At 67.8% G+C, this 19,913-nt stretch carries 18 protein-coding genes and 1 pseudogene; 6 read left to right on the top strand and 13 right to left on the bottom strand.

Features of this window, described 5'->3' with window-relative positions; all coding sequences use genetic code 11:
* Positions 1-38 precede the first annotated feature (38 nt).
* Together AC1D3B_RS05515 and nth are read left to right on the top strand one after the other, a co-directional pair.
* Positions 39-1,712 carry a SulP family inorganic anion transporter gene (locus AC1D3B_RS05515; protein WP_478189666.1) on the top strand — a complete coding sequence of 558 codons (1,674 nt, stop codon included), beginning with the start codon at positions 39-41 and terminating at the stop codon, positions 1,710-1,712.
* A 13-nt stretch (positions 1,713-1,725) separates the two neighbouring features.
* Complete coding sequence (gene nth, locus AC1D3B_RS05510; protein WP_478189665.1) at positions 1,726-2,364, top strand: endonuclease III; 639 nt, start codon at positions 1,726-1,728, stop codon at positions 2,362-2,364.
* Between the two features lie 7 nt (positions 2,365-2,371).
* Here nth and AC1D3B_RS05505 read toward each other — a convergent pair whose 3' ends face one another.
* Genes AC1D3B_RS05505 through AC1D3B_RS05490 form a run of 4 tightly spaced genes read right to left on the bottom strand, consistent with a single transcriptional unit; the run spans position 2,372 to position 6,220 of the window.
* The gene (locus tag AC1D3B_RS05505; protein WP_478189664.1) at positions 2,372-2,920 is read right to left on the bottom strand and encodes a histidine phosphatase family protein; all 549 of its coding nucleotides are present in this window, start codon (positions 2,918-2,920) and stop codon (positions 2,372-2,374) included.
* Complete coding sequence (locus AC1D3B_RS05500; protein WP_478189663.1) at positions 2,917-3,714, bottom strand: adenosylcobinamide-GDP ribazoletransferase; 798 nt, start codon at positions 3,712-3,714, stop codon at positions 2,917-2,919. Before AC1D3B_RS05500 ends, AC1D3B_RS05505 begins: the two co-directional genes overlap by 4 nt.
* The gene (cobT, locus tag AC1D3B_RS05495; protein ID WP_478189662.1) at positions 3,711-4,754 is read right to left on the bottom strand and encodes a nicotinate-nucleotide--dimethylbenzimidazole phosphoribosyltransferase; all 1,044 of its coding nucleotides are present in this window, start codon (positions 4,752-4,754) and stop codon (positions 3,711-3,713) included. The genes AC1D3B_RS05500 and cobT overlap by 4 nt, the downstream gene beginning before the upstream one ends.
* Positions 4,751-6,220 (bottom strand): cobyric acid synthase, encoded by a 1,470-nt coding sequence (locus AC1D3B_RS05490; RefSeq protein WP_478189661.1) that lies wholly within the window; start codon positions 6,218-6,220, stop codon positions 4,751-4,753. Before AC1D3B_RS05490 ends, cobT begins: the two co-directional genes overlap by 4 nt.
* A gap of 124 nt (positions 6,221-6,344) precedes the next feature.
* Here AC1D3B_RS05490 and AC1D3B_RS05485 point away from each other — a divergent pair, with 124 nt between their 5' ends.
* Complete coding sequence (locus tag AC1D3B_RS05485; protein WP_478189660.1) at positions 6,345-6,575, top strand: hypothetical protein; 231 nt, start codon at positions 6,345-6,347, stop codon at positions 6,573-6,575.
* Positions 6,576-6,585: 10 nt separating this feature from the next.
* On the opposite strand, the pseudogene AC1D3B_RS05480 reads toward AC1D3B_RS05485, so the two are convergent.
* From AC1D3B_RS05480 to AC1D3B_RS05465, 4 genes and pseudogenes are all read right to left on the bottom strand, one after another.
* Positions 6,586-7,999: pseudogene (locus tag AC1D3B_RS05480) on the bottom strand (efflux transporter outer membrane subunit).
* A gap of 39 nt (positions 8,000-8,038) precedes the next feature.
* Positions 8,039-11,308: an efflux RND transporter permease subunit gene (locus tag AC1D3B_RS05475; RefSeq protein WP_478189659.1), complete on the bottom strand. Its 3,270-nt coding sequence runs from the start codon at positions 11,306-11,308 to the stop codon at positions 8,039-8,041.
* A 24-nt stretch (positions 11,309-11,332) separates the two neighbouring features.
* The gene (locus AC1D3B_RS05470) at positions 11,333-12,577 is read right to left on the bottom strand and encodes an efflux RND transporter periplasmic adaptor subunit (protein WP_478189658.1); all 1,245 of its coding nucleotides are present in this window, start codon (positions 12,575-12,577) and stop codon (positions 11,333-11,335) included.
* A 247-nt stretch (positions 12,578-12,824) separates the two neighbouring features.
* A complete protein-coding gene (locus tag AC1D3B_RS05465) occupies positions 12,825-13,685 on the bottom strand; it encodes an alpha/beta hydrolase (protein ID WP_478189657.1) in 861 nt (286 codons plus the stop codon).
* Between the two features lie 165 nt (positions 13,686-13,850).
* On the opposite strand from AC1D3B_RS05465, the gene AC1D3B_RS05460 reads away from it, so the two are divergent.
* The 3 genes from AC1D3B_RS05460 to AC1D3B_RS05450 all read left to right on the top strand — a co-directional run bounded on the left by AC1D3B_RS05460 (position 13,851) and on the right by AC1D3B_RS05450 (position 15,486).
* On the top strand, positions 13,851-14,765 hold the full coding sequence (locus AC1D3B_RS05460) for a LysR family transcriptional regulator (RefSeq protein WP_478189656.1): 915 nt from the start codon (positions 13,851-13,853) through the stop codon (positions 14,763-14,765).
* Positions 14,766-14,860: 95 nt separating this feature from the next.
* Positions 14,861-15,238: a hypothetical protein gene (locus tag AC1D3B_RS05455; RefSeq protein WP_478189655.1), complete on the top strand. Its 378-nt coding sequence runs from the start codon at positions 14,861-14,863 to the stop codon at positions 15,236-15,238.
* An 11-nt stretch (positions 15,239-15,249) separates the two neighbouring features.
* Positions 15,250-15,486, top strand: coding sequence for a hypothetical protein (locus AC1D3B_RS05450; protein ID WP_478189654.1), 237 nt, complete (start codon positions 15,250-15,252; stop codon positions 15,484-15,486).
* 6 nt (positions 15,487-15,492) lie between these two features.
* Here AC1D3B_RS05450 and AC1D3B_RS05445 read toward each other — a convergent pair whose 3' ends face one another.
* From AC1D3B_RS05445 to AC1D3B_RS05425, 5 genes are read right to left on the bottom strand one after another with little or no spacing between them, the layout of a single operon-like run.
* Positions 15,493-16,494 carry an aminotransferase class I/II-fold pyridoxal phosphate-dependent enzyme gene (locus AC1D3B_RS05445; protein ID WP_478189653.1) on the bottom strand — a complete coding sequence of 334 codons (1,002 nt, stop codon included), beginning with the start codon at positions 16,492-16,494 and terminating at the stop codon, positions 15,493-15,495.
* Positions 16,495-16,496: 2 nt separating this feature from the next.
* Complete coding sequence (cbiB, locus tag AC1D3B_RS05440) at positions 16,497-17,513, bottom strand: adenosylcobinamide-phosphate synthase CbiB (RefSeq protein ID WP_478189997.1); 1,017 nt, start codon at positions 17,511-17,513, stop codon at positions 16,497-16,499.
* A 5-nt stretch (positions 17,514-17,518) separates the two neighbouring features.
* Complete coding sequence (gene cobO / locus AC1D3B_RS05435) at positions 17,519-18,088, bottom strand: cob(I)yrinic acid a,c-diamide adenosyltransferase (RefSeq protein WP_478189652.1); 570 nt, start codon at positions 18,086-18,088, stop codon at positions 17,519-17,521.
* A gap of 20 nt (positions 18,089-18,108) precedes the next feature.
* Positions 18,109-18,900: an ABC transporter ATP-binding protein gene (locus AC1D3B_RS05430; protein WP_478189651.1), complete on the bottom strand. Its 792-nt coding sequence runs from the start codon at positions 18,898-18,900 to the stop codon at positions 18,109-18,111.
* Positions 18,897-19,901 carry a FecCD family ABC transporter permease gene (locus tag AC1D3B_RS05425; RefSeq protein ID WP_478189650.1) on the bottom strand — a complete coding sequence of 335 codons (1,005 nt, stop codon included), beginning with the start codon at positions 19,899-19,901 and terminating at the stop codon, positions 18,897-18,899. The genes AC1D3B_RS05430 and AC1D3B_RS05425 overlap by 4 nt, the downstream gene beginning before the upstream one ends.
* Positions 19,902-19,913: the final 12 nt, after the last annotated feature.

The following is a 19,913-nucleotide window of genomic DNA, read 5'->3' as shown; positions in this document are numbered from 1 at the left end:
ATACTGCGCCGCTTCAAGTCTTCCGACGGGGCTTCACCATGCAGGGCCGGATCTTCGTTTCGCTCCGGGGCTATCGGATCGAATGGCTGTCGCGCGATTTCATCGCCGGGCTGATGCTCGCCGCCATTGCCATTCCAGGGCAGCTTGCGACCGCGCGACTGGCGGGGATGCCCCCGGAGACGGGCATCTATGCCTTCGCTGCCGGTTCGATCGCATTCGCGGTCTTCGGTGCCAACCGCTTCATGTCGGTCGGGGCGGACTCGACCATTGCGCCGATCTTCGCCGGTGGGCTGGCATCGATCGCGGTGGCCGCCGGTCATGGCCATGCGCAACTGGCGCCGCTCTTCGCGCTGCTGGTCGGCGCCGTGCTGATTGCGATCGGGCTGCTTCGCGCCGGATGGCTCGCAACGCTGCTGTCCGTTCCGGTCACCACGGGCTTTCTTGCCGGCATCGCCTTCCATATCGTCGTGGGCGAACTGCCCACCTTGCTGGGCGTCCCAGACGAGAAGGGGCACGTGCTCGTCCGGCTCGCCCACGTCATTGGCGAGGTGCCGCACGCCAACCTCATTTCATTTGCGCTGGGCGCCGGCGTCCTGTGCATCACTCTGGTTGCCTCTCGCATCAGCCCGCGGATTCCAGGGGCCTTGTTGGGACTGGTCGGAGCCGGCGCGGCCACGGCGCTGTTCCATCTCGAGTCACGCGGCGTCAGCCTGCTGGGACCACTCTCGGTGACGCTGCCGCACCTCACCTTGCCGGTCATGCCCGGGATGGAGGAGTTCGGCCGCATGGTGCAGCTGGCCCTGGTGGTCGCCATGGTGTGCGTCATGCAGACGGCGGCGGTGGCAAGCACCTTTCCTTCCGACGAAGGCAAGGTCGAGGATGTCGGTCGCGATTTCGCCGCGGTCGGGGCCGGCAGCGTCGCGGCGGCGCTGATCGGCTCCTTCCCGGTCAACGCCAGTCCGCCGCGCACTGCGATCGTGCGCGAGTCCGGCGGGCAAAGCCAGGTGGCGGCGCTCGCGGCCGTCGCGCTCGTGATCGCACTGGTGATCGCGGCGTCAGGATGGACGGCCTACGTGCCCCATTCCGCCCTGGCAGGCATCCTCCTCTATATCGCCTGGCGCATCTTCCGCATCAAGGAGATGCGCGAGATCTACCGCCGCGGCGGGCTCGAGGTCCTGCTGGTGGCGGCAAGCGCAGCGCTCGTCATTGCGCTGCCCATCGAGACCGGCATGCTGCTGGCCATCGTGATGTCCTTCGTGCACAGCCTGTACATCGTCGCGAAGCCTTACTGCGTCGAGCTGGCGCGCGTGCCCGGCAGCACCGTGTGGTGGCCACCGCTGCCGGATTCCCCCTTCGAGCACGAGAAGGGCGTGCTCGTCTTCGCACCGAGCGCCCCGCTCAACTTCACCAACTGCGAGCAGATCTGCGCCGATATCCGCTCGGCCCTCGACGGGAAGCGACAGCCCGTGAAGCTGCTGGTCATCGAGGCCAACGGCATGATCGACATCGACTACACCGGCTCGCAAGTCCTGCGTCGCGCCATCGCCGAGTGGCAGGACGCCGGCATCGTCGTGGCCATCGCGCGGCTGTCCGTTGGGCGGGCGCGTGAGCAGGCGCATCGCACCGGCGTGATCGAAACGATCGGCCCGGACCACGTGTTCATGTCCGTCGAAGAGGCGGTGCGGAAGCTCGCGCCCATGACGCCCGCCTAAACTCGCGGCCACGATGAAAAAAGCCGAGATCGAATCCTTCTTCGCGACGCTGCAGGCCGCCAATCCGACACCTGAAACCGAACTCGAATACAGCACGCCCTTCGAACTCCTCGCGGCCGTGCTGCTGTCTGCGCAAGCGACCGATGTCGGCGTGAACAAGGCCACGCGCAAGCTGTTCCCGGTCGCGAACACGCCGCAGGCGATCCTGGACCTGGGCGTCGAGGGGCTGGAGGGCTACATCAAGACCATCGGCCTCTACCGCAGCAAGGCGAAGCATCTGATCGAGGCCTGCCGCATGCTGGTGGAACAGCATGGCGGTGAGGTGCCGAGGACGCGCGCCGAACTCGAAGCCCTGCCGGGCGTCGGCCGCAAGACCGCGAACGTGGTGTTGAACGTCGCTTTCGGCGAAGCCACGATGGCGGTCGACACGCACATCTTTCGTGTCGGCAACCGGACGGGCCTGGCACCGGGCAAGACGCCGCTGGAGGTCGAACTCAAGCTCGAGAAGCGCGTGCCCGCGGCGTACCGGCTGCACGCGCATCACTGGCTGATCCTGCACGGACGCTATGTCTGCGTGGCGCGCAAGCCGCTGTGCTACCAGTGTGCCGTAGCGCCCTACTGCGATTTCAAGCCCAAGACGCCGGCGCCCTGAAAGCCGCTCAGGCCTCGATCGTCACGCATTCGCCGTAGGCGATCGGATGCGCCGGCCACTGGTCGGCGCGTTCCACGCAACGCAGGCCGCCGCGCAGCAGCGAGACCGCGCGGATCACCCCGGCATGCGTAACCCAGATCGCGTCACGACCACCTTCGAGCCACTCGTCGTAGGCCACTCCGACGCGCTGCATGAACTGTCGCGTGCTGTCGCCGCTGCCGCCCGCGCGCGTGTCGGCGAAATTGAGCGTCCAGTGCTCGAACTCGGCACGATCGATCGCGGTCCATGCGCCGCCCTCCCAAGCGCCCATGTCCATTTCGGCGATGCGCGGATCCATGCGCACACGAAGGTCGGACCGCAGCTTCAGGATGGCTTGCGCAAGATCGGCACAGCGCATCCGCGGGGAACAGCGCATCTCGATGTCCGCAGGCAGCAAGGGCGCAACGCGCTCGGCCACGGCCAGCGTCACCTTGGGAAGCACGGACACATCGGTGCGGCCATAGCACTGGCCTTCTGGCGCGGTGGTCTGCGCATGCCGGACGAGCAGGAGCTTCATGCGTGCCACGCCAGCGCGAGGTAGATCGCGAGTTCGCAGACTTGCTGTGTCGCGCCCAGGCCGTCGCCGGTGAAGCCCTGGAGCCTGCGCATGAAGAGTCGCGCCATGGTCCACGCGGCCAAGGCGCAAAGCCCAAGCGCCGCCAGGCCATGCAACGCGCCTTGCGACATCAGGAGCAGCGCAATGGCCGGGATCGACCACGCGATGCCGACCATCAGCGCGCCGCTGCCGATCGCATCGGCCAGCGGCTTGGACTTGCTCGCGGCGCTCTCATCGCCGACATAGGGCAGCCAGCGGATCAGGAAAAGCGGTGCGAGTCGCGAAAGCACGTGGGCGCTCAGGAGTGCCATGGCCGCAGCCATCGCGCCTTGCTCCGTCAACAGGGCCAGCAGCGTGAACTTCAATCCCAATGCGAGCACCAGCGCAATGGCGCCGAAGGCACCGATGCGGGAGTCCTTCATGATCTCGAGCGCGCGCGAGCGGTCGGCCGAGCCGCCCAGGCCGTCCGCCACGTCGGCCAGTCCGTCCTCATGGAAGGCGCCGGTCATCAGCACGGTCGCGATGGTCGACAGCACTGCCGCCACCAGCGCACCGCCTAGCCCCGGAAGCCCGGCCTGCGCCAGCCACAGCACACCCGCCCCGACCACGCCGACCAGCCAGCCGACGCCGGGAAAATGCGCTGCGCTCGCACGCAGCATGGCCGGGCTGAACCCGACCCAGCCGGCCAGCGGACCCGTGACCGGGACGCGCGTGAAGAATTGCAGCGCCAGCAGGAAGTGGCGCACGCCGTTCATGGCGTGTCCTGCCTGGACACGCCGGCCGATTCGAAGCTCGCCATCTCGCGCAGGATGCGGCAGGCCGATTCGAGCAAGGGCCATGCGAGCGCGGCACCGGAGCCCTCGCCGAGCCGCAGGTCGAGTTGCAGCAGGGGCTGGAGCCCGAGCCGGTTCAGCAACAGGCGATGCCCAGGTTCGACCGATTCGTGCGAGGCCACGCAACGCTGCACGACATGCGGCCTGAGAACCTGTGCGACGAGCACCGCCGCGCTGGCGATGAAGCCATCGAGCACGATCACCCGCCGTTCGTGGGCCGACTGCAACACGACGCCAACCAGCGTCGCGATCTCGAAGCCACCGAAGGCGGCCAGCGCATCGAGCGGCGCAGTGGCATCGGCATGCCGTTCGAGCACTTCCCGCAGCACCTTGCGCTTGTGGGCGCGGCCCGCCGCGTCCAATCCGGTGCCGGCGCCCGTGCAGGCATCGATGTCCTGGCCGGCGAGGCGCGCCAGCAGCATCGCGGCGGCCGACGAATTGCCGATGCCCATTTCGCCCAACAGCACGGCATTGCCCGGCAGATCGCGCACGAGCGCCATGCCATTGGCGATGGCGGCCTCGCACTGGGCCGAGGTCATGGCCGGCCCGATGGAGGCGTCCGCCGTGCCGGCCGCCACCTTGCGAATCAGCAGTCCGTCGCGCGGTGCGAAGTCGTGCCGCACGCCGCAATCGACCACCGTCAGCGCCAGCCCGTGCKGGCGCGCCAGCACGCTCACGGCCGCGCCGCCGGCGAGGAAGTTCTCGACCATCTGCCAGGTCACGTCGCTCGGATAGGCCGACACGCCGCGCGCGGCCAGGCCATGGTCGCCGGCGCAGACGACCATCTGCGGCGCCGCGAGCGATGGCGCATCTGTGCCGAGGACCACGCCCAGCCGCAGGGCCAGCGCCTCCAGCCGCCCCAGCGCGCCGAGCGGCTTGGTCTTGCCGTCGAGCAGGTGCTGGAGGCGCGCGGAAAGCGCGGCGTCGTCGATGTCAGGGACGGTGGGAAGTTCAAATGTCATTCGATCAGCGAGCGCAGCACGCCCGTTTCAAAGTGGGAATCGATGTGATCGGCCAGTCCGTCGAACACGGTGTCCAGCGTACGCGCCGCGACACCGAAGAGCGCGTGCAAGGCGGAAGCGTCTTCGAACAGGCCGTGGAGGTAGAGCCCGAGGACGTTGCCCGCCACGTTCTGCCACGCCAGTTCGTCCGGCATCACCGCCGAAACGCGATCGCCGGCCGCCGCCATCGCCGCATGTTCCGCGGTCTGGCCATGATGGATTTCGTAGCCTTGCACGGTGACGCCGGACAGTGCCGCCCAAGCCCCCGAGAGCGGCGAGAAGGTCGCCTCGCGCTGGCGAACGGTCTTGTCCGGCGCGAACACGGTGACCAGCGGGAGCAGCCCCAGGCCAGGCCCGTTGCCGTCGACGCCGTGCGGATCGATCAACGCCTCGCCCAGCATTTGCAGGCCGCCGCAGACGCCAAGCACCATGCCACCGCGCGATGCATGCGCGGCCACCGCGCGGTCGAGCCCTTGGGCGCGCATCCAGGCCAGGTCGCTGCTGGTGTGCTTGGAGCCCGGCAGGATGATCCAGTCCGCGCCCGCCACGTCGGCCGGGCTGCGCGCCCATCGCAGGCGCACGCCGTCGATGTTCCTGAGCGGCTGGAATTCGTCGAGGTTGCTGATGCGCGGGTAGGCGATGACGGCAATGGTCCGCGTGACCTCGCCGCTCGATACGCTGCGATCGTCGAAGACGCCATCTTCCTCCGGCAGGCCGTGGCGCCACCACATGGGCAGCGTCGCGACGGTGGGTACGCCGGTCAACGCCTGCAGCTGCTGCGGCGCCGGCGCCAGCAGGGATGCATCGCCGCGAAACTTGTTGAGCACGAAGCCGGCGAGCAGCTCGCGGTCGGCCTGCGGCATCAGCGCCCAGGTGCCGTAGAGATGCGCGAAGGCGCCACCGCGATCGATGTCGGTCACCAGAAGGCAACGTGCATCCGCATGCCGGGCGACGCGGAGGTTGACGATGTCGCTCGCCATCAGGTTGATCTCGGCAGGCGAGCCCGCGCCCTCGATCACGACCACGTCGTTCTCCGCGCGAAGCTGGTCCAGCGCCTGCGCGATCTGCGGCCACACGCGCTCGCTGCGCCCGCGCCAGGGCAGTGCCGACAGTTCATTGCTCACCTGCCCCATCAGGATCACCTGGCTGTGGGTGTCGCGCTCGGGCTTGAGGAGCAGCGGGTTCATGCGTACGTCGGGTTCGGCCCGCGCCGCCAGTGCCTGGAAGTACTGCGCGCTACCGATCTCGCCGCCCACGACGACGCGCGCGTTGTTGCTCATGTTCTGCGCCTTGAACGCAGCCACCCGCAGCCCCTGCCGCGCATACCAGCGGCACAGCGCGGTGGCCAGCCAGCTCTTGCCGGCACCGCTGGTGGTGCCAAGGACCATGACGCAGCGGGCTGGGCCGCTTACCACATTGGGAATCATGGGCGCGATTGTCCTTTACGTGAAGTTCGTCACGCTTCAGGACGCGTCCTTCAAATGAGGTCAAAACTATTCATTCGTTTCGCCCGTAGCTTCAGGACTTGTTCAGAAAAGGGAGCCTCGGCGAATGCCAGCTTTACGAGATATCGCCCTCACGGTAGAGGAACGCGCACCGAACCAGTTCTTCTGGGTCCTCCTGGAAGCGTCCAGCAGCGACGCCGTCGAAGCGATCCACTACCAGCGGATCCACACCGCCTCGATGGCGCAGGCCAGCTATTCCAGCGCGCTGGTCATGGGGGCGAATGCGCTTCGCCGGTTGATGGACTCGAACGCGGTGCGGCTCGACACCGGGTTCTAGCCGCAGCGGCCTATTCCAGGCTGCGAAGCTGCGTAGCCGCGACCTGCGCCTTGCCGGTCGCGTTGTCGGCGACGGGCGTCGCCTCCCAGCTTCCTCCGATCGCGCGGATCAGCCCGACCGTCGACTGGTATTGGGCCGACTTCACCTGCAGCGCCTGCCGCCGGTTCTGCAGTTCCTGCCGACGCGCATCGAGCAGGTCCAGCTGGCTCACCAGGCCGTTGCGATAGCGGGAATTTGACAACGTCGTCGCCCTCGTCGCCGATTCGACCGCCTTCGCCTGCACGCCCGATTGCTGGTCGAGGATACGCAGCGAAGAAAGCTGGTCTTCGACCTCCTTGAAGGCGACAAGCACTTGCGATCGGTAGGTCGCCAACGCACCGTCGAGCTGCGCCGAAGCGTTCTGGACGCCCGCTTCGCGGCGTCCGCCGTCGAAGATCGGCAAGGAGAGCAGCGCGCCGATACCCCATGAACGAGCCGACCACTTCACGAGATCGCTGAAGTCCGAAGTCGCATAGCCGCCACCCGCGGTCAATGCAATATCGGGGAACCACGCCGCCTGCGCGACGCCAACACGCGCCTGCGCAGCCAGCACCGCCTTCTGCGCGGCGGAGATGTCGGGCCGGCGCGCGAGCACCGTCGCCGGTACGCCCGCCGGGATCGAGGGCAACGCGGTCGACCAGTCGTCCGAGTTCACCGCAAACTCCGTTGCGACGTCGCCGGCCAGCACCGCGAGCGCGTGCTCCAGTTCGGCGCGACGCCGGTCGAGCGTCAACGCATCGGACTCGGTGGAAGCGACCTCGGTCTCCACGCGCGCGACGTCGAGCTCCGGCATCGAGCGCGCGCAAGGCCAGGTAGGTCTGCGCCACCTCGGCCTCGACCAGCAGGCGCGTGCTTTGCAGCAGGCCCTCGCGCGAATCGGCATCGAGCCGCGCGGCATCGCTGGCGCGCGACAGCTTTCCGAAAAGGTCTGCTTCATAGGAGACCTCCAGCCCTGCGGTAAACAGCGAGGACGGCCGGGGCGTCAGGTTGCGGTCCAGGCCGGCGCTGCGCACGCCGCCGGCCACCGCGTTGACCTGCGGTGCGCGATCCGCTTCGGCATTGCGTGCCAGTGCACGGGCCTCGCCCAGTCGCGCGGCCGCCGCCGCGATGCTGGTGTTGCGGGCATCTGCGCTCGCGATCAGCTTGTCGAGCACCGGATCGTTGAACGCGCGCCACCATTCGCCGCGCGGCTGCGCTTCGGCGGGCTGCACGCGCGTCCACGCACCTTCCGGCGCGGCGACCGCCTGCTCCTTGAACTGCGCAGGCGGCGTGAAGGCGGGAAGCTCCGTCGGCGCCGTCGCACAGCCCGCGAGCACTAGCGCCGCCAGCAGCGGCGCCAGCGCCGCACGCCATGGAAGGCCTCGGGATGGAGATGTCTGATTCATGATGAACTTTCTTGAGGTTCTGGAAGCAGGCCGAAGCCCCTACTCGATAGACTTGAGAGGCGCCGCTGGCGACGGCCGCAGCGGGCCGCCACCACCGGTGACCGGATGCTCGACCGCCACGGGCTGATCCGCGGAGACGAACGCGTCTCCGTGCGGCACTTCGCCATGCAGCTTCAGTGGCCGGTTGCCGGTCAGGCGGCGCAGCAGCACGTAGAACACCGGTGTGAGGAACAGGCCGAAGGCCGTCACGCCGATCATTCCGGAGAACACCGCGATACCCATGGCCTTGCGCATCTCGGCGCCCGCGCCCGAAGACAGCACCAGGGGCAGCACACCCATCACGAAGGCCATCGAGGTCATCAGGATCGGGCGCAGGCGCAGCCGGCTCGCCTCGATCGCGGCCTGGATCGGCGTTCGCCCGGCAAACTCCAGCTCGCGGGCGAACTCCACGATCAGGATCGCATTCTTCGCGGACAGCCCCACCAGCACCATCAGCCCGATCTGCGTGAAGATGTTGTTGTCGCCATGTGACAGCCACACCCCCGTCATCGCGGCCAGCAGCCCCATCGGCACGATCAGGATGATCGCGACCGGCAAGGTCAGGCTTTCATACTGCGCGGCCAGCACCAGGAACACCAGCAGGATGGCGAGCGGGAACACCCACAGCGCCGAGTTGCCGGCCAGGATCTCCTGGTAGGTCAGCTCCGTCCATTCGAAGCTGATGCCCGGTGGCAGCGTCTCGGCCGCGATGCGCTCGATCGCGTCCTGCGCCTGCCCCGACGAGAAGCCGGGCGCCGGGCCGCCGTTGATGTCGGCCGCAAGGAAACCGTTGTAGCGCAACGCACGTTCAGGCCCGTAGCTGGGCTGGATGTTCATCAGCGCCGACAAGGGCACCATCTCGCCGCTGTTCGAACGAACCTTGAGCAGCCCGACGTCCTCGGCACGCGCGCGGTACGGCGCATCGGCCTGCACGCGCACGCTGTAGGTGCGGCCGAAACGGTTGAAGTCGTTCGCGTAGAGGCTGCCCAGGTAGATCTGCATGGTGTCGAACACCTCGGTCACCGGCACGCCGAGCTGGCGCGCCTTGGTGCGATCGATGTCGGCATAGAGCTGCGGCACATTGACCTGCCAGCTCGTGAACATGCCCGCGAGTTCCGGCGTCTGGCGGGCCTTCGTCATGAAGGCCTTCACCGCCTTGTCCATCTCCGCATAGCCGAGCGAGCCGCGATCCTCGATCTGGAGCTTGAAGCCGCCCGTCGTGCCGAGGCCCTGCACCGGCGGCGGCGGGAAGATCGCGATGTAGGCGTCCTGGATCTGGCCGAACTGCGCGTTGAGCTGTCCCGCGATGGCACCCGCGCTCAGGTCCTTCGACTTGCGCTGGTCGAAGTCCTGCAGGCCGACGAAGACGATGCCCGAGTTCGAGCTGTTGGTGAAGCCGTTGATCGACAGGCCCGGGAAGGTGATGGCGTGTTCCACGCCCGGCTGCTTCATGACGATGTCGTTCATGCGGCGCGTCACTTCTTCCGTGCGGTCCAGCGTGGCACCGTCGGGCAGTTGCGCGAAGCCGATGAGGTACTGCTTGTCCTGCGCCGGCACGAAGCCGCCGGGCACCGCCTTGAAGAGCCCGAATGTCACGGCCGCCAGCGCGAGGTAGATCACCATCATCAGCGCCTTGCGCGAGATGGCGCCCTTCACGCCCGCGCTGTAGCCTTCGGCGCCGCGATGGAAGACGCGGTTGAAGCCGCGGAAGAAGCGGCCGAGCACGCGGTCCATGCCGCGCGTCAGCGCATCCTTGGGCGCGTCATGGCCGCGCAGCAGCAACGCAGCGAGCGCGGGCGACAGGGTCAGCGAGTTGACGGCCGAGATCACGGTCGAGATCGCGATCGTCAGCGCGAACTGCTTGTAGAACTGCCCCGTGAGGCCGCTGATGAAGGCCAGCGGCACGAACACGGCGACCAGCACCAGCGCGATCGCGATGATGGGCCCCGACACCTCGCGCATCGCACGGTACGTGGCCTGGCGCGGACTGAGCCCCGCCTCGATGTTGCGCTCGACGTTCTCGACCACCACGATCGCGTCGTCCACCACGATCCCGATCGCCAGCACCAGCCCGAAGAGGCTCAGCGCGTTGATCGAGAAGCCGAACAGGTGCATCACCGCGAAAGTGCCGATCACCGAAACCGGGACCGCGAGCAGCGGGATGATCGATGCGCGCCAGGTCTGCAGGAACAGGATCACGACCAGCACGACGAGGGCGATGGCTTCGAGCAGCGTGTGCACGACGGATTCGATGGAGGCCCGCACGAATTGCGTCGGGTCGTAGACGATGCTGTAGTCCACGCCGTCGGGCATGTTCTTCTTCAGCTCGGCCATGGTGGCGCGCACGTCGCTGGAGATCTGGAGCGCGTTGGAACCCGGCGCGGCAAAGATCGGCACCGCCACCGCATCCTTGTTGTCGAGCAGCGAGCGCAGCGCGTAGGTCGACGCGCCGAGTTCGAGGCGCGCCACGTCGCGCAAGCGCGTCACCGCGCCATCGGCGCTGGTCTTCACGATGATGTCGCCGAACTCTTCCTCGGTCTGCAGGCGGCCCTGCGCATTGATCGAGATCTGCATGTCCACGCCCTGCAGGCCGGGCGATGCGCCCACGACCCCGGCCGCGGCCTGCACGTTCTGCTCGCGGATCGCACGCACCACGTCGCTGGCGGAGAGGCCGCGCTGGGCGACCTTCTGCGGATCGAGCCAGACGCGCATCGAGTAGTCGCCCGAGCCGAACAACTGCACGTCGCCCACACCCTGCACGCGCGCCAGGCGGTCCTTGACGTTGAGCACCGCGTAGTTGCGCAGGTAGGTCATGTCATAGCGGCCGTTGGGCGACAGCAGGTGCACCACCATCGTGAGATCGGGCGAGCTCTTGATGGTCGTGATGCCGAGTCGGCGAACTTCCTCGGGCAGGCGCGGCTCGGCTTGCGAGACGCGGTTCTGCACGAGTTGCTGCGCCTTGTCGGGATCGGTGCCGAGCTTGAAGGTCACGGTCAGCGTCATCAGGCCGTCGGTCGTGGCCTGGCTGCCCATGTAGAGCATGCCTTCGACACCGTTGATCGATTCCTCCAGCGGGGTCGCCACCGTCTCGGCGATCACCTTCGGGTTGGCGCCGGGGTAGTTGGCCCGCACCACGACCGATGGCGGCACCACCTCGGGATACTCTGAAATCGGCAGCGCGCGCAGCGCGATCAGCCCCGCTATCAGCATCAGTAGCGAGAGTACGCCGGCAAAGATCGGCCGGTCGATGAAGAACTTGGACAGATTCATGATGTTTCTCCGGGCGTCCCGCGATCAGGACTTCGCAGCAGCCACGCGCTGGGTCGGCTGCGGAACTTCGGCCTTGGCGTCCATGGTCACGGTCTGCGGCTCGACGAGCGCACCCGGACGAATGTGCTGCAGGCCATTGACCACCACGCGCTCGCCGGCCTTGAGGCCCTTGGTCACCACGCGCAGGCCGTTGACCGGCGCACCGAGCGTGACCTCGCGGTACTCGGCCTTGTTGTCTTCGCCGACGACCATCACGAACTTCTTGCTCTGGTCCGTGCCGACTGCGCGTTCGTTGACCAGCAAGGCCGTGTCGCTGTGCGCCTGGCCCATGCGGATGCGAGCGAACTGGCCAGGGATCAACGCGCCGTCCTTGTTCTCGAAGGCGGCGCGCACGCGCACCGTGCCGCTCTTGGCGTCGACCTGGTTGTCGATCAGTTGCAGCCGGCCTTCGTAGGGCGTGCCTTCGATGCCTGCCGTGCCCATCTGCACCGGAATGCCTTCGATGCGGGTCCGGGCGCTGGCGCCGCCGGGCAAGTCCTTCAGCGCACGCACGACGATCTGCTCGTCCGCGTCGAAGCTCGCGTAGATCGGGCTGACCGACACCAGCGTCGTCAGCACCGGCGCACCCGGCCCGGCCGCGACGAGGTTGCCCACCGTCACTTCCAGCTTGCCGATGCGGCCCGCGACCGGCGCACGGACTTGCGTGTAGCCCAGGTTCAGGCGTGCACTCTGCAGTGAAGCCTGTGCCGCGCGCAGGTTGGCTTCGGCTTCGCGACCGGCATTGACGCGTTCATCCAGCTCGCGTTGCGCGATGGCCTTCTCGTCCCAGAGACGGCGTGCCCGCTCCTGCTCGCTGCGGGTGAAGGACACCCGGGCCTGCGCCGACGCGACCTGTGCTTCGGCACGGTCCACCTCTGCCGCATAGGGCGCGGGGTCGATGGTGATGAGCAGCTCGCCTTGCTTCACCAGCGCGCCTTCGCGGAAGTGCGCGGCCTGCACCGCGCCGGCGACGCGCGATCGCACATCGACGCGCTCCACCGCTTCGAGACGGCCCGAGAACTCGTCCCAGGTGTTGACTTCGGTCGAGGCCACGGTGGCCACCGAGACCGGCGTGGCGTGCGGTGCCGAAACGGCCTGGGCGTTGGTCGCCTCGGCATTGAAACTGTGGAAGCCGAGCGCCGCGGATGCGATCGCCACGATCGCGGTGACACCGGTCACCGCGGGCCAGAGGCCACGGCGGGCCATCGAGGAAAGTTCAGTGTTCGACATGATGAAAGGTCCTTTTGGTGACTCTTGGGATACAAAGCGCCCTCCCGCGCGGGTAGCGCGGGACAGCGGGGAAACGGATATCGGGTGGGAGCGCGTCGCCAGCTCACCGAGGATTCACGATCGCGCGGACAAAAGCCTCCCCGCACGGCGTTCTTGTCGCCATGTCGATCGAGGTGCATTCACCTCGCCTTCGGGGTGATCCCGCGCGACGGGATCCTTCAGTGCACGGGGCGCCGTGCTACGCCGCTCAGTGAGGCGGCGGTGCCGCGCTGAAGAACTCGCGGAAGTGCTTCTGTACGACCGCCTCGCAGGCCGCACAGCCAGAATCGTCAGGCCGGTAGAGCGCTTCGGGCCAGTTCGAAGCGCCGGGCAACACGCTGCTGGTGACCGGGATGCCTGCGTCGCTCAGCCGTTTGGCGAAGCTCATCGCCTCGTCCCGCATCGGGTCGTCCTTGCCGACCAGCACCAGCGTCCTCGCCAGTTCGGACAGCCGGAGCGAGCCGCCGGGCACGGCGTACGGGTGCGTAGCATTCATCGGCCGGCTCAGGTACTCCTGCCAGCCCGATGCCCATTTGCACTGGATGGCGTCACCCTTGGCCTGTCGCAGCGAAGGCGTGCCCGCGCACGGGTCGAGCATCGGCGACAGAAGGATCTGCCCGGCCAGCGGCGGATGCGCCCTGTCTCGCGCCATCAGGGCCACCGCGGCTGCGAGGTTGCCACCGGCTTCCTCGCCTGCCAGGAACAACTGCGCCCCCCGCCCCGCGAGCTTCATGCGCTGCTTGTAGACCCATTCGAGCGCGGCGAAGCCGACTTCGATCGGCTCCGGAAACGGGGCCTTCGGCGCCAGCGGGTAGTCCAGCGAGACCACCACCGCACCTGCTCCGGCGAGCAGGCGGCCCACGTTGCGGCCGTTGTCCAGGTCGCCGCACACGAAGGTGCCGCCGTGGAAGTGCAGGACCAGCGGCGCCGTGGTGCCCCGGACTCGCTCGCCATACAGGCGCGCCCGCACGGGCTCGCGATCCGGCAGTTCGATGCGGATGTCGGTTTCGGCTCCCCGCGCGGCAGCCGGTGGGGCTTCAGCAGTTTGCAGGGTGGGACCAGTGGACATGGACAACCTCGGTGTGAACGATGTGTTGAATATAAGTCGGCCTTGATATGCTTCAAACAGGAACTCGGACCTCACTCTGTTTCCATTCGGCTAACAATCGCCTCGGAAGCCCATGTGAGAATTCCGCTCCCCCCCGGCCTCAAGCCACCCCAGGAGCAAGCATAGATGGATCAGATCCAGGCCATGCGGATCTTTGTCCGCGTCGTCGAAGCAGGCACATTCACCCGTGCCGCCGATTCGCTCGGCCTGCCCAAGGGCACGGTCACGAAGCAAATCCAGGCGCTGGAGTCGCGCCTGCACGTCAAGTTGCTCAACCGGACCACGCGCCGGGTCACCGTCACGCCGGACGGCGCCGCCTATTTCGAGCGGACAGCACGCCTGCTGAACGATTTCGACGACATCGAGGCCAGCATGACCAATGCGCAGGCCAATCCCACCGGCCGCCTGCGCATCGACGTGGGGTCGTCGATGGCGAGGCTGGTCATCCTCCCTTCGCTTTCGACCTTTTGCGACCGCTATCCGGACATCCAGGTCGACGTCGGCGTGAGCGACCGCACGGTCGACCTGATCACCGACAACGTCGACTGCGTGATCCGCGGCGGCGAATTGACCGACCAGTCGCTGGTGGCGCGCCGCATCGGCAACCTGCCCTGGATGACCGTGGCCTCCCCGTCCTACCTCAAGCGCTATGGTGCGCCGCAGCATCCGAGGGACATCGAGAAGCGCCACCTGGTGGTGAGTTTCTTCTCGGGCAGCACGCGCCGCGTGTACCCGCACGAATTCCAACGCGGCGAAGAGCAGTTCGAGATCTCCGGCCCCTACCGCGTTGCAGTCAACGACAGCAACGCCCACATGACGGCGGTGCTGGGCGGCTTCGGCCTGTCGCAGGTGATTACCTATATGGCGGAGCCCTACATCGCCAGCGGCGAACTCATCGAGATCCTGTCGGACTGGACGCGGCCGCCCTTGCCGGTGCACGTCGTCTATCCGCCCAACCGCCACCTGAGCGCCAAGGTCCGGGCCTTCGTGGATTGGGCCGCCGAACTGTTCGCGAAGCACCCGCAGCTACAACGGATCTGAAGAAAAGTCATCCACAGATCACGCCACATGGCTGTTTGACATCGGTTCGCGCCCAAGCGCAATATGCAACGCATCCAGTCCGCTTGGAGCGTCCGATGAAAATGAAACCGCAGTTGCGCACGGCCGTCGCCGCGACGTGCATGGCATTGGCAATGGCCGCTGCCCCGGTGCGTGCCGACGTCCAGATCGTCAATGGCGAACAATGGACACAGTCGAATGAGGCCGTCAAGAAAGCCTACCTCGTCGGCCTTGCCAACATGGTCCAGGTGCAGACCGCGTACCACGGCACCAATCCGCCGCCTGACGCCCAGAGCTTCATTCCGCGCCTTGCCAAGGGCATGCAGGGCGAGACGCTGGACAGCGTGCGACTCAAGGTCGACGGCTGGTATGCGGCGAATCCGACGAAGCTGAAGCGACCGGTGCTCGACATCATCTGGTTCGAAATGGCCGTTCCGGGCCTTCAAAAGAAGTGATGGAGGCAACCATGAAACGACTCGCACGCTGGACGGCTGTTGCGTCCCTGGCGCTCCTGGCCGCCTGCACGAACATGACGCCGCAACAACAGGGGACGATGAGCGGGGCCGGCCTCGGCGCACTGGGCGGCGCTGGTATCGCGGCGATCGCGGGTGGCGATGCCTGGACGGGTGCCGCGATCGGGGCGATTGCCGGCGGCATCGCCGGCAACATCAAGGGCGGGCAACAGCAGCAGTCCGGCTGGTAGCGCCTTTCAGGATTGCGTCGCGGTCCACGCGCGCTGCAGCGCCGCCTGGCTGGCGGGCGACAGCACCCCCAGCCGGACGTGGCCGGGAATGCCGAACGAGGCGGTGTCACGCAGCTTGATGCCGGCAGCCCTCAGTTCGGCGACGCGTTCGCCCGCATAGGGCAGGTTCGGCTTCGCGCAGAAGAAGCTGGCGACGCTGGGCTCGCAGGTCCAGCCGAGCGATTCGCAGAGCGCGCGCTGCTCGGCCTTCCAGGCCTTGAGCGTGACCCGGCTCTTGCCGAGCCATCGCTGCGAAGCTTCGCTCGTCCACGATTCGAGCAGCGCGACGCCATACGCGCCCAGCGGCCAGGATGGCGCGAGGCGTTCGAGTCGGGCGGTCATGTCGCCTGCCTCGACCGGTGCGATGGCGTAGGCGGCGCGGATGCCCGTGAGGCCCAGCGCCTTGTTGGGCGTCCAGAGTTGCCAGAGGCGATCGAGTTGGTCCCGGGTCAAGGCGAGCGCTCCGTGCAGGCGCAGCGGTTCGTACGCAAGATCGAGCACGCAGGTGGCCTCCCCGCCCGACTGCACGATGGTCGCGAGTTCGGGACTCGGCTGGCCGAGCGGGCTGGAAGGATCACCGCACCACACCAGATCCGCACCGGCCGGCTCCGGAACCGGCTCGAAGCGCCAGGCGCTCGCGGCGCGAAGGTAGTCGCCGTAGCAATGCGGAGGCACCCAGACGCGCCGGCTGTCGCCCTGCGCCACGGCCGATGTGATGCGGGCGATGAATTCGCTGGCGCTCGCAGCGATCACGATCCGCTCGACATCGACCTGGTGGAAGTGCGCAAGCCGTTCGCACAGTGCCGTGTAGACCGGGTCCGGGTAGCGAGCGGGGTCCACGCGCTGGAGCGCCAGCCGCGTCGCCGGGCAAGGCCCGCAGGCATTGGCGTTGGTGGAGAAGTCGTGCGGCGCCGCGCCCTGGGCATCAGGCCCACCGTGCAGAGACTCGAAGATGTCGAAGGACGTCATGTTCAACCCATCGCCGCAAGACAGCCGATCGCAAGTGCCGCACACAAAGCGGACATCGCAACCACCCTGTTTCCCAGCGCCACCGCGCGCAGCGTGTCGGATCCGGATGGCTGGCGCCCCGTGGCGTTCAGTGCGTAGACGCCGGGCTTCGCGAGCCTGACCCCGAGTATCAACGCCATCGCGCCCATGGGCCAGCCACTATTGGGGGATGGGGTTTTTCGCGCTTCGGCGCGAACCGCCCCCACGCCCATCCGCCTGCCGGCAAGAAGGGAGCAGCAGTGGAGCAGCAGCGCGGTGAGACGGGCCGGCAGCCAGGACAGCACGTCGTCGGCCCGGGCGGCCCACTTGCCGGCCCATTCCCATTCCCGGCCCTCGCGTTCGCCGCGATAGCCCCACATCGCATCGGCCGTGTTGGCGAAGCGGTAGACCGCCGCGCCTGGAAGGCCGAAGAGCGCGAACCAGAAGACCGGCGCGACCAGCGAGTCGTTGAGGTTCTCGGCGAGCGATTCGATGGCGCTCTCGCGCACCTCGCTGGCGCTCAGTACGCCGACATCGCGGCTCACGAGCCGTGCGAGCTGTGCACGGCCTGCATCGAGCGATTCGCCCAGCGCGGCTTCGACCGCGAGCACTTCGTCACGCAGCATGCGCCATGCGAGCAGTGGCTTGAGCGCGAATCCGATGAGCAATGTGGCGGCCCATGGCGGGAGTCGGATCGCAAGTTCGGCGATTGTCCAGGCCACCAGAAGTACGCCTGCAGCACCGACGCACCAAGCGATCGCGCCAGCGGCAAGGCGCGCAAGGTCACGCGGCGCTGCCATGCCTGCGAGCGGTGCGATGCGTCGGCCGGCCGCTCCGAGATAGCGCCCTATCCAGACCACCGGGTGCCATCGCGTTGGCGGTTCACCCAGCCATCGATCGACGACCAGCGCGAGGCACAGGGCCGCAACCGAGATCAAGGCTGGTGTGCCCCCACCCCAGCCCTCCCCCAAAGGGGGAGGGAGCCATGCGCGGTCAAGCAGGGTGGTCAATCCTCGATGCCGCGTTGGGCAGGAACGCCGGCCTTGAAGGCGTGCTTGATCATCTGCATCTCGGTCACCGTGTCGGCGAGGTCGATGATTTCCTGGGGGCAGCGACGCCCCGTCAGGACGACATGTACGTCTTTCGGCCGTGCGCGAAGCGTCTCCAGAACGCCTTCGAGCGGCAGCCAGCCGTAGATGAGCGGATAGGTGATCTCGTCGAGCACGACGAGGAAATATTCGCCCGACAGGATCGATGCCCTGGCCTTCTCCCAGCCGTCGCGCGCCAGTTGTGCGGAATGCTCGAGGTCCTGGCTCTTCCAGCTGAACCCGTCGCCCAGCCCTTCGATCGGGATGCCGATCTGCTCGAACATCCGGTGCTCGCCAAAACGCGCCGTCGGCACTTTCATGAACTGGTAGATCTTCACGGCCTTGCCACGGCCGTGCGCGCGCAGTGCCAGCCCGAAGGCTGCCGTGCTCTTGCCCTTGCCGTCGCCGGTGTTGACGATGACGATGCCGCGGCGTTCGCCTTCAGGCTTCTCGTACGGCTTCTCGCTGGGTGGATTCTCGATGTGCATGAGTGAGGTGATCTGAATTCCTATTTGGGGACAGCCATCCAATGGTCCGCGACACGATGCACGACGACACGGTGGTCGAACACGGCTTCCAGCGCGCGATGCGTGGCCGCATCCTTGCATTGGCCGTGGTGCAGCACGCGGCCACGTGCCATCACGACCATCGTATCGGCAGCAAGCGCCGCGTTGAGTTCGTGCAGCACGCTGATCACCGTGCGGCCTTCGGCGACGAGTTCGCGCACGGTCTGCATCCAGTCGGCCTGGTGAGGCGGGTCGAGATTGGCCAGCGGCTCGTCCATCAGCAGCACCTCGGCTTCGACGGCAAGGGCGCGCGCAAGCAGCACGCGCTGGCGCTCGCCGCCGGAGAGTTGGCCGAGGGGCCGCTCTCGCCAGTCCCACGCCTGGGTGCTGCGCAGCGCGCGCTCGACCGCCGCACGGTCCGCTTCGCTTGGCGTCGACAGCCAGCGCTGGTGCGGCAGGCGGCCGAGCATCGCCACGTCGTAGACCATCAGGTCGTCCGCGCTGCCCTCGCCCGCGCCACCCTGGCCGAGCCAGGACATGCGGCGCGCACGCGTCCGTCCGGGCAGGTCACCGAGCGGCTGCCCGAGCAGGCGCACCTCGCCGCCATGCGGCAGCAGGCCGGCGAGCACCTTGAGCAAGGTCGACTTGCCCGCGCCGTTCGGCCCGACGATGCTAGTCCAGCGTCCTGCCTCGAGTGCGAGGTCGATGAAATGCAGCACCTCGGTCGTGCCGAGCGTGGCACTGACCCTTCTCGCTTCGAGCGCCGATGCACCGAGCTTGTCCGGCGCGCTCACAGGCCACCCCGCGCGCTGCGTCGATGCATGAGCCACAGAAGATAAGTACCGCCGAGCACCGCGGTCAGCACCCCGACCGGCAGTTCCTGCGGCGCGATCAGCCAGCGCGCGAGCAGGTCCGCGGCCATCAGCAGGAGTCCGCCCATCGCGCTCGACAGCACGAGCAGCCGGGCGTGCGTGGTCTTGACCACCGAGCGCACCAGGTGCGGCGCCGCGAGCCCGACGAAGGCGATCAGTCCGGTCTGCGCCACGGCCGCGCCGGTGGCCAGAGCCAGTACCGCGACCAGCGCGGCGCGCATCGCCCCCAGCGGAAGACCGAGGCTGCTGGCTGTCGCCTCGCCGAGCGCCATGGCATCGAGCACCGGCGCGAGCGCCCAGGCGAGCAGCACGCAGATCGCGCCGAGACCGCCCATCACCGCGCAAGCGCTCCACCCGACCAGCCCGGTGCTGCCGAGCATGAAGCCCTGGATGGCCTGGAGGATGTCGGCCGAGGCGATGGTGATCAGGTCCTTGGCAGCACCGAGCACCACGCCGACGATCACGCCGGCCAGCAGCAGCCGCAGCGTCTGCTGCACCCCGCGCGCCAGCGTCAGCGTCAGCAGCACGGCCAGCACCGCGCCGACGAAGGCTGCGCCCGTCAGGCCGAGGCGCACGACCCACTGCGTGCTGGCGGGCGACGCGCCGAACATCATCAGCGCGATCGCCATGCCGAGCGATGCGCCCGATGCGCTGCCCAGCAGATAGGGATCGGCCAGCGGATTGCGGAACAGCCCCTGCGCCACCGCGCCTGCAAGCCCGAGCAGCGCGCCGGCGAGCCACGCGCCCAGCGTGCGCGGCAGGCGGATGTCCCACACGATCTGCAGCGCAACCGGATCGTGGCGCGCCGCGAGCACGCTCTCGAAGCCCGTGCTTCCGACGCCGGCACCCACCGCCAGGAGAACGGCACCGAGGGCCAGTAGCGCGATGCCCAGCGCCAGCGCACGGCGGTGCTGGCTCTTCACGCGTGCCGTCCT

The organism is Variovorax sp. P5_A3, assembly GCF_056400665.1.
The sequence above is the reverse complement of the archived record's forward strand: the minus strand, read 5'-3'. Positions and strand labels throughout refer to the sequence as shown.

Bases quoted from the DNA above. Each gene is read 5' to 3' on its own strand.
- AC1D3B_RS05515 (WP_478189666.1), top strand. From the start codon at position 39: ATGCAGGGCCGGATCTTCGTTTCGCTCCGGGGCTATCGGATCGAATGG.
- nth (WP_478189665.1), top strand. From the start codon at position 1,726: ATGAAAAAAGCCGAGATCGAATCCTTCTTCGCGACGCTGCAGGCCGCC.
- AC1D3B_RS05505 (WP_478189664.1), bottom strand. From the start codon at position 2,920: ATGAAGCTCCTGCTCGTCCGGCATGCGCAGACCACCGCGCCAGAAGGC.
- AC1D3B_RS05500 (WP_478189663.1), bottom strand. From the start codon at position 3,714: ATGAACGGCGTGCGCCACTTCCTGCTGGCGCTGCAATTCTTCACGCGC.
- AC1D3B_RS05490 (WP_478189661.1), bottom strand. From the start codon at position 6,220: ATGATTCCCAATGTGGTAAGCGGCCCAGCCCGCTGCGTCATGGTCCTT.
- AC1D3B_RS05485 (WP_478189660.1), top strand. From the start codon at position 6,345: ATGCCAGCTTTACGAGATATCGCCCTCACGGTAGAGGAACGCGCACCG.
- AC1D3B_RS05475 (WP_478189659.1), bottom strand. From the start codon at position 11,308: ATGAATCTGTCCAAGTTCTTCATCGACCGGCCGATCTTTGCCGGCGTA.
- AC1D3B_RS05470 (WP_478189658.1), bottom strand. From the start codon at position 12,577: ATGTCGAACACTGAACTTTCCTCGATGGCCCGCCGTGGCCTCTGGCCC.
- AC1D3B_RS05465 (WP_478189657.1), bottom strand. From the start codon at position 13,685: ATGTCCACTGGTCCCACCCTGCAAACTGCTGAAGCCCCACCGGCTGCC.
- AC1D3B_RS05460 (WP_478189656.1), top strand. From the start codon at position 13,851: ATGGATCAGATCCAGGCCATGCGGATCTTTGTCCGCGTCGTCGAAGCA.
- AC1D3B_RS05455 (WP_478189655.1), top strand. From the start codon at position 14,861: ATGAAAATGAAACCGCAGTTGCGCACGGCCGTCGCCGCGACGTGCATG.
- AC1D3B_RS05450 (WP_478189654.1), top strand. From the start codon at position 15,250: ATGAAACGACTCGCACGCTGGACGGCTGTTGCGTCCCTGGCGCTCCTG.
- AC1D3B_RS05445 (WP_478189653.1), bottom strand. From the start codon at position 16,494: ATGACGTCCTTCGACATCTTCGAGTCTCTGCACGGTGGGCCTGATGCC.
- cobO (WP_478189652.1), bottom strand. From the start codon at position 18,088: ATGCACATCGAGAATCCACCCAGCGAGAAGCCGTACGAGAAGCCTGAA.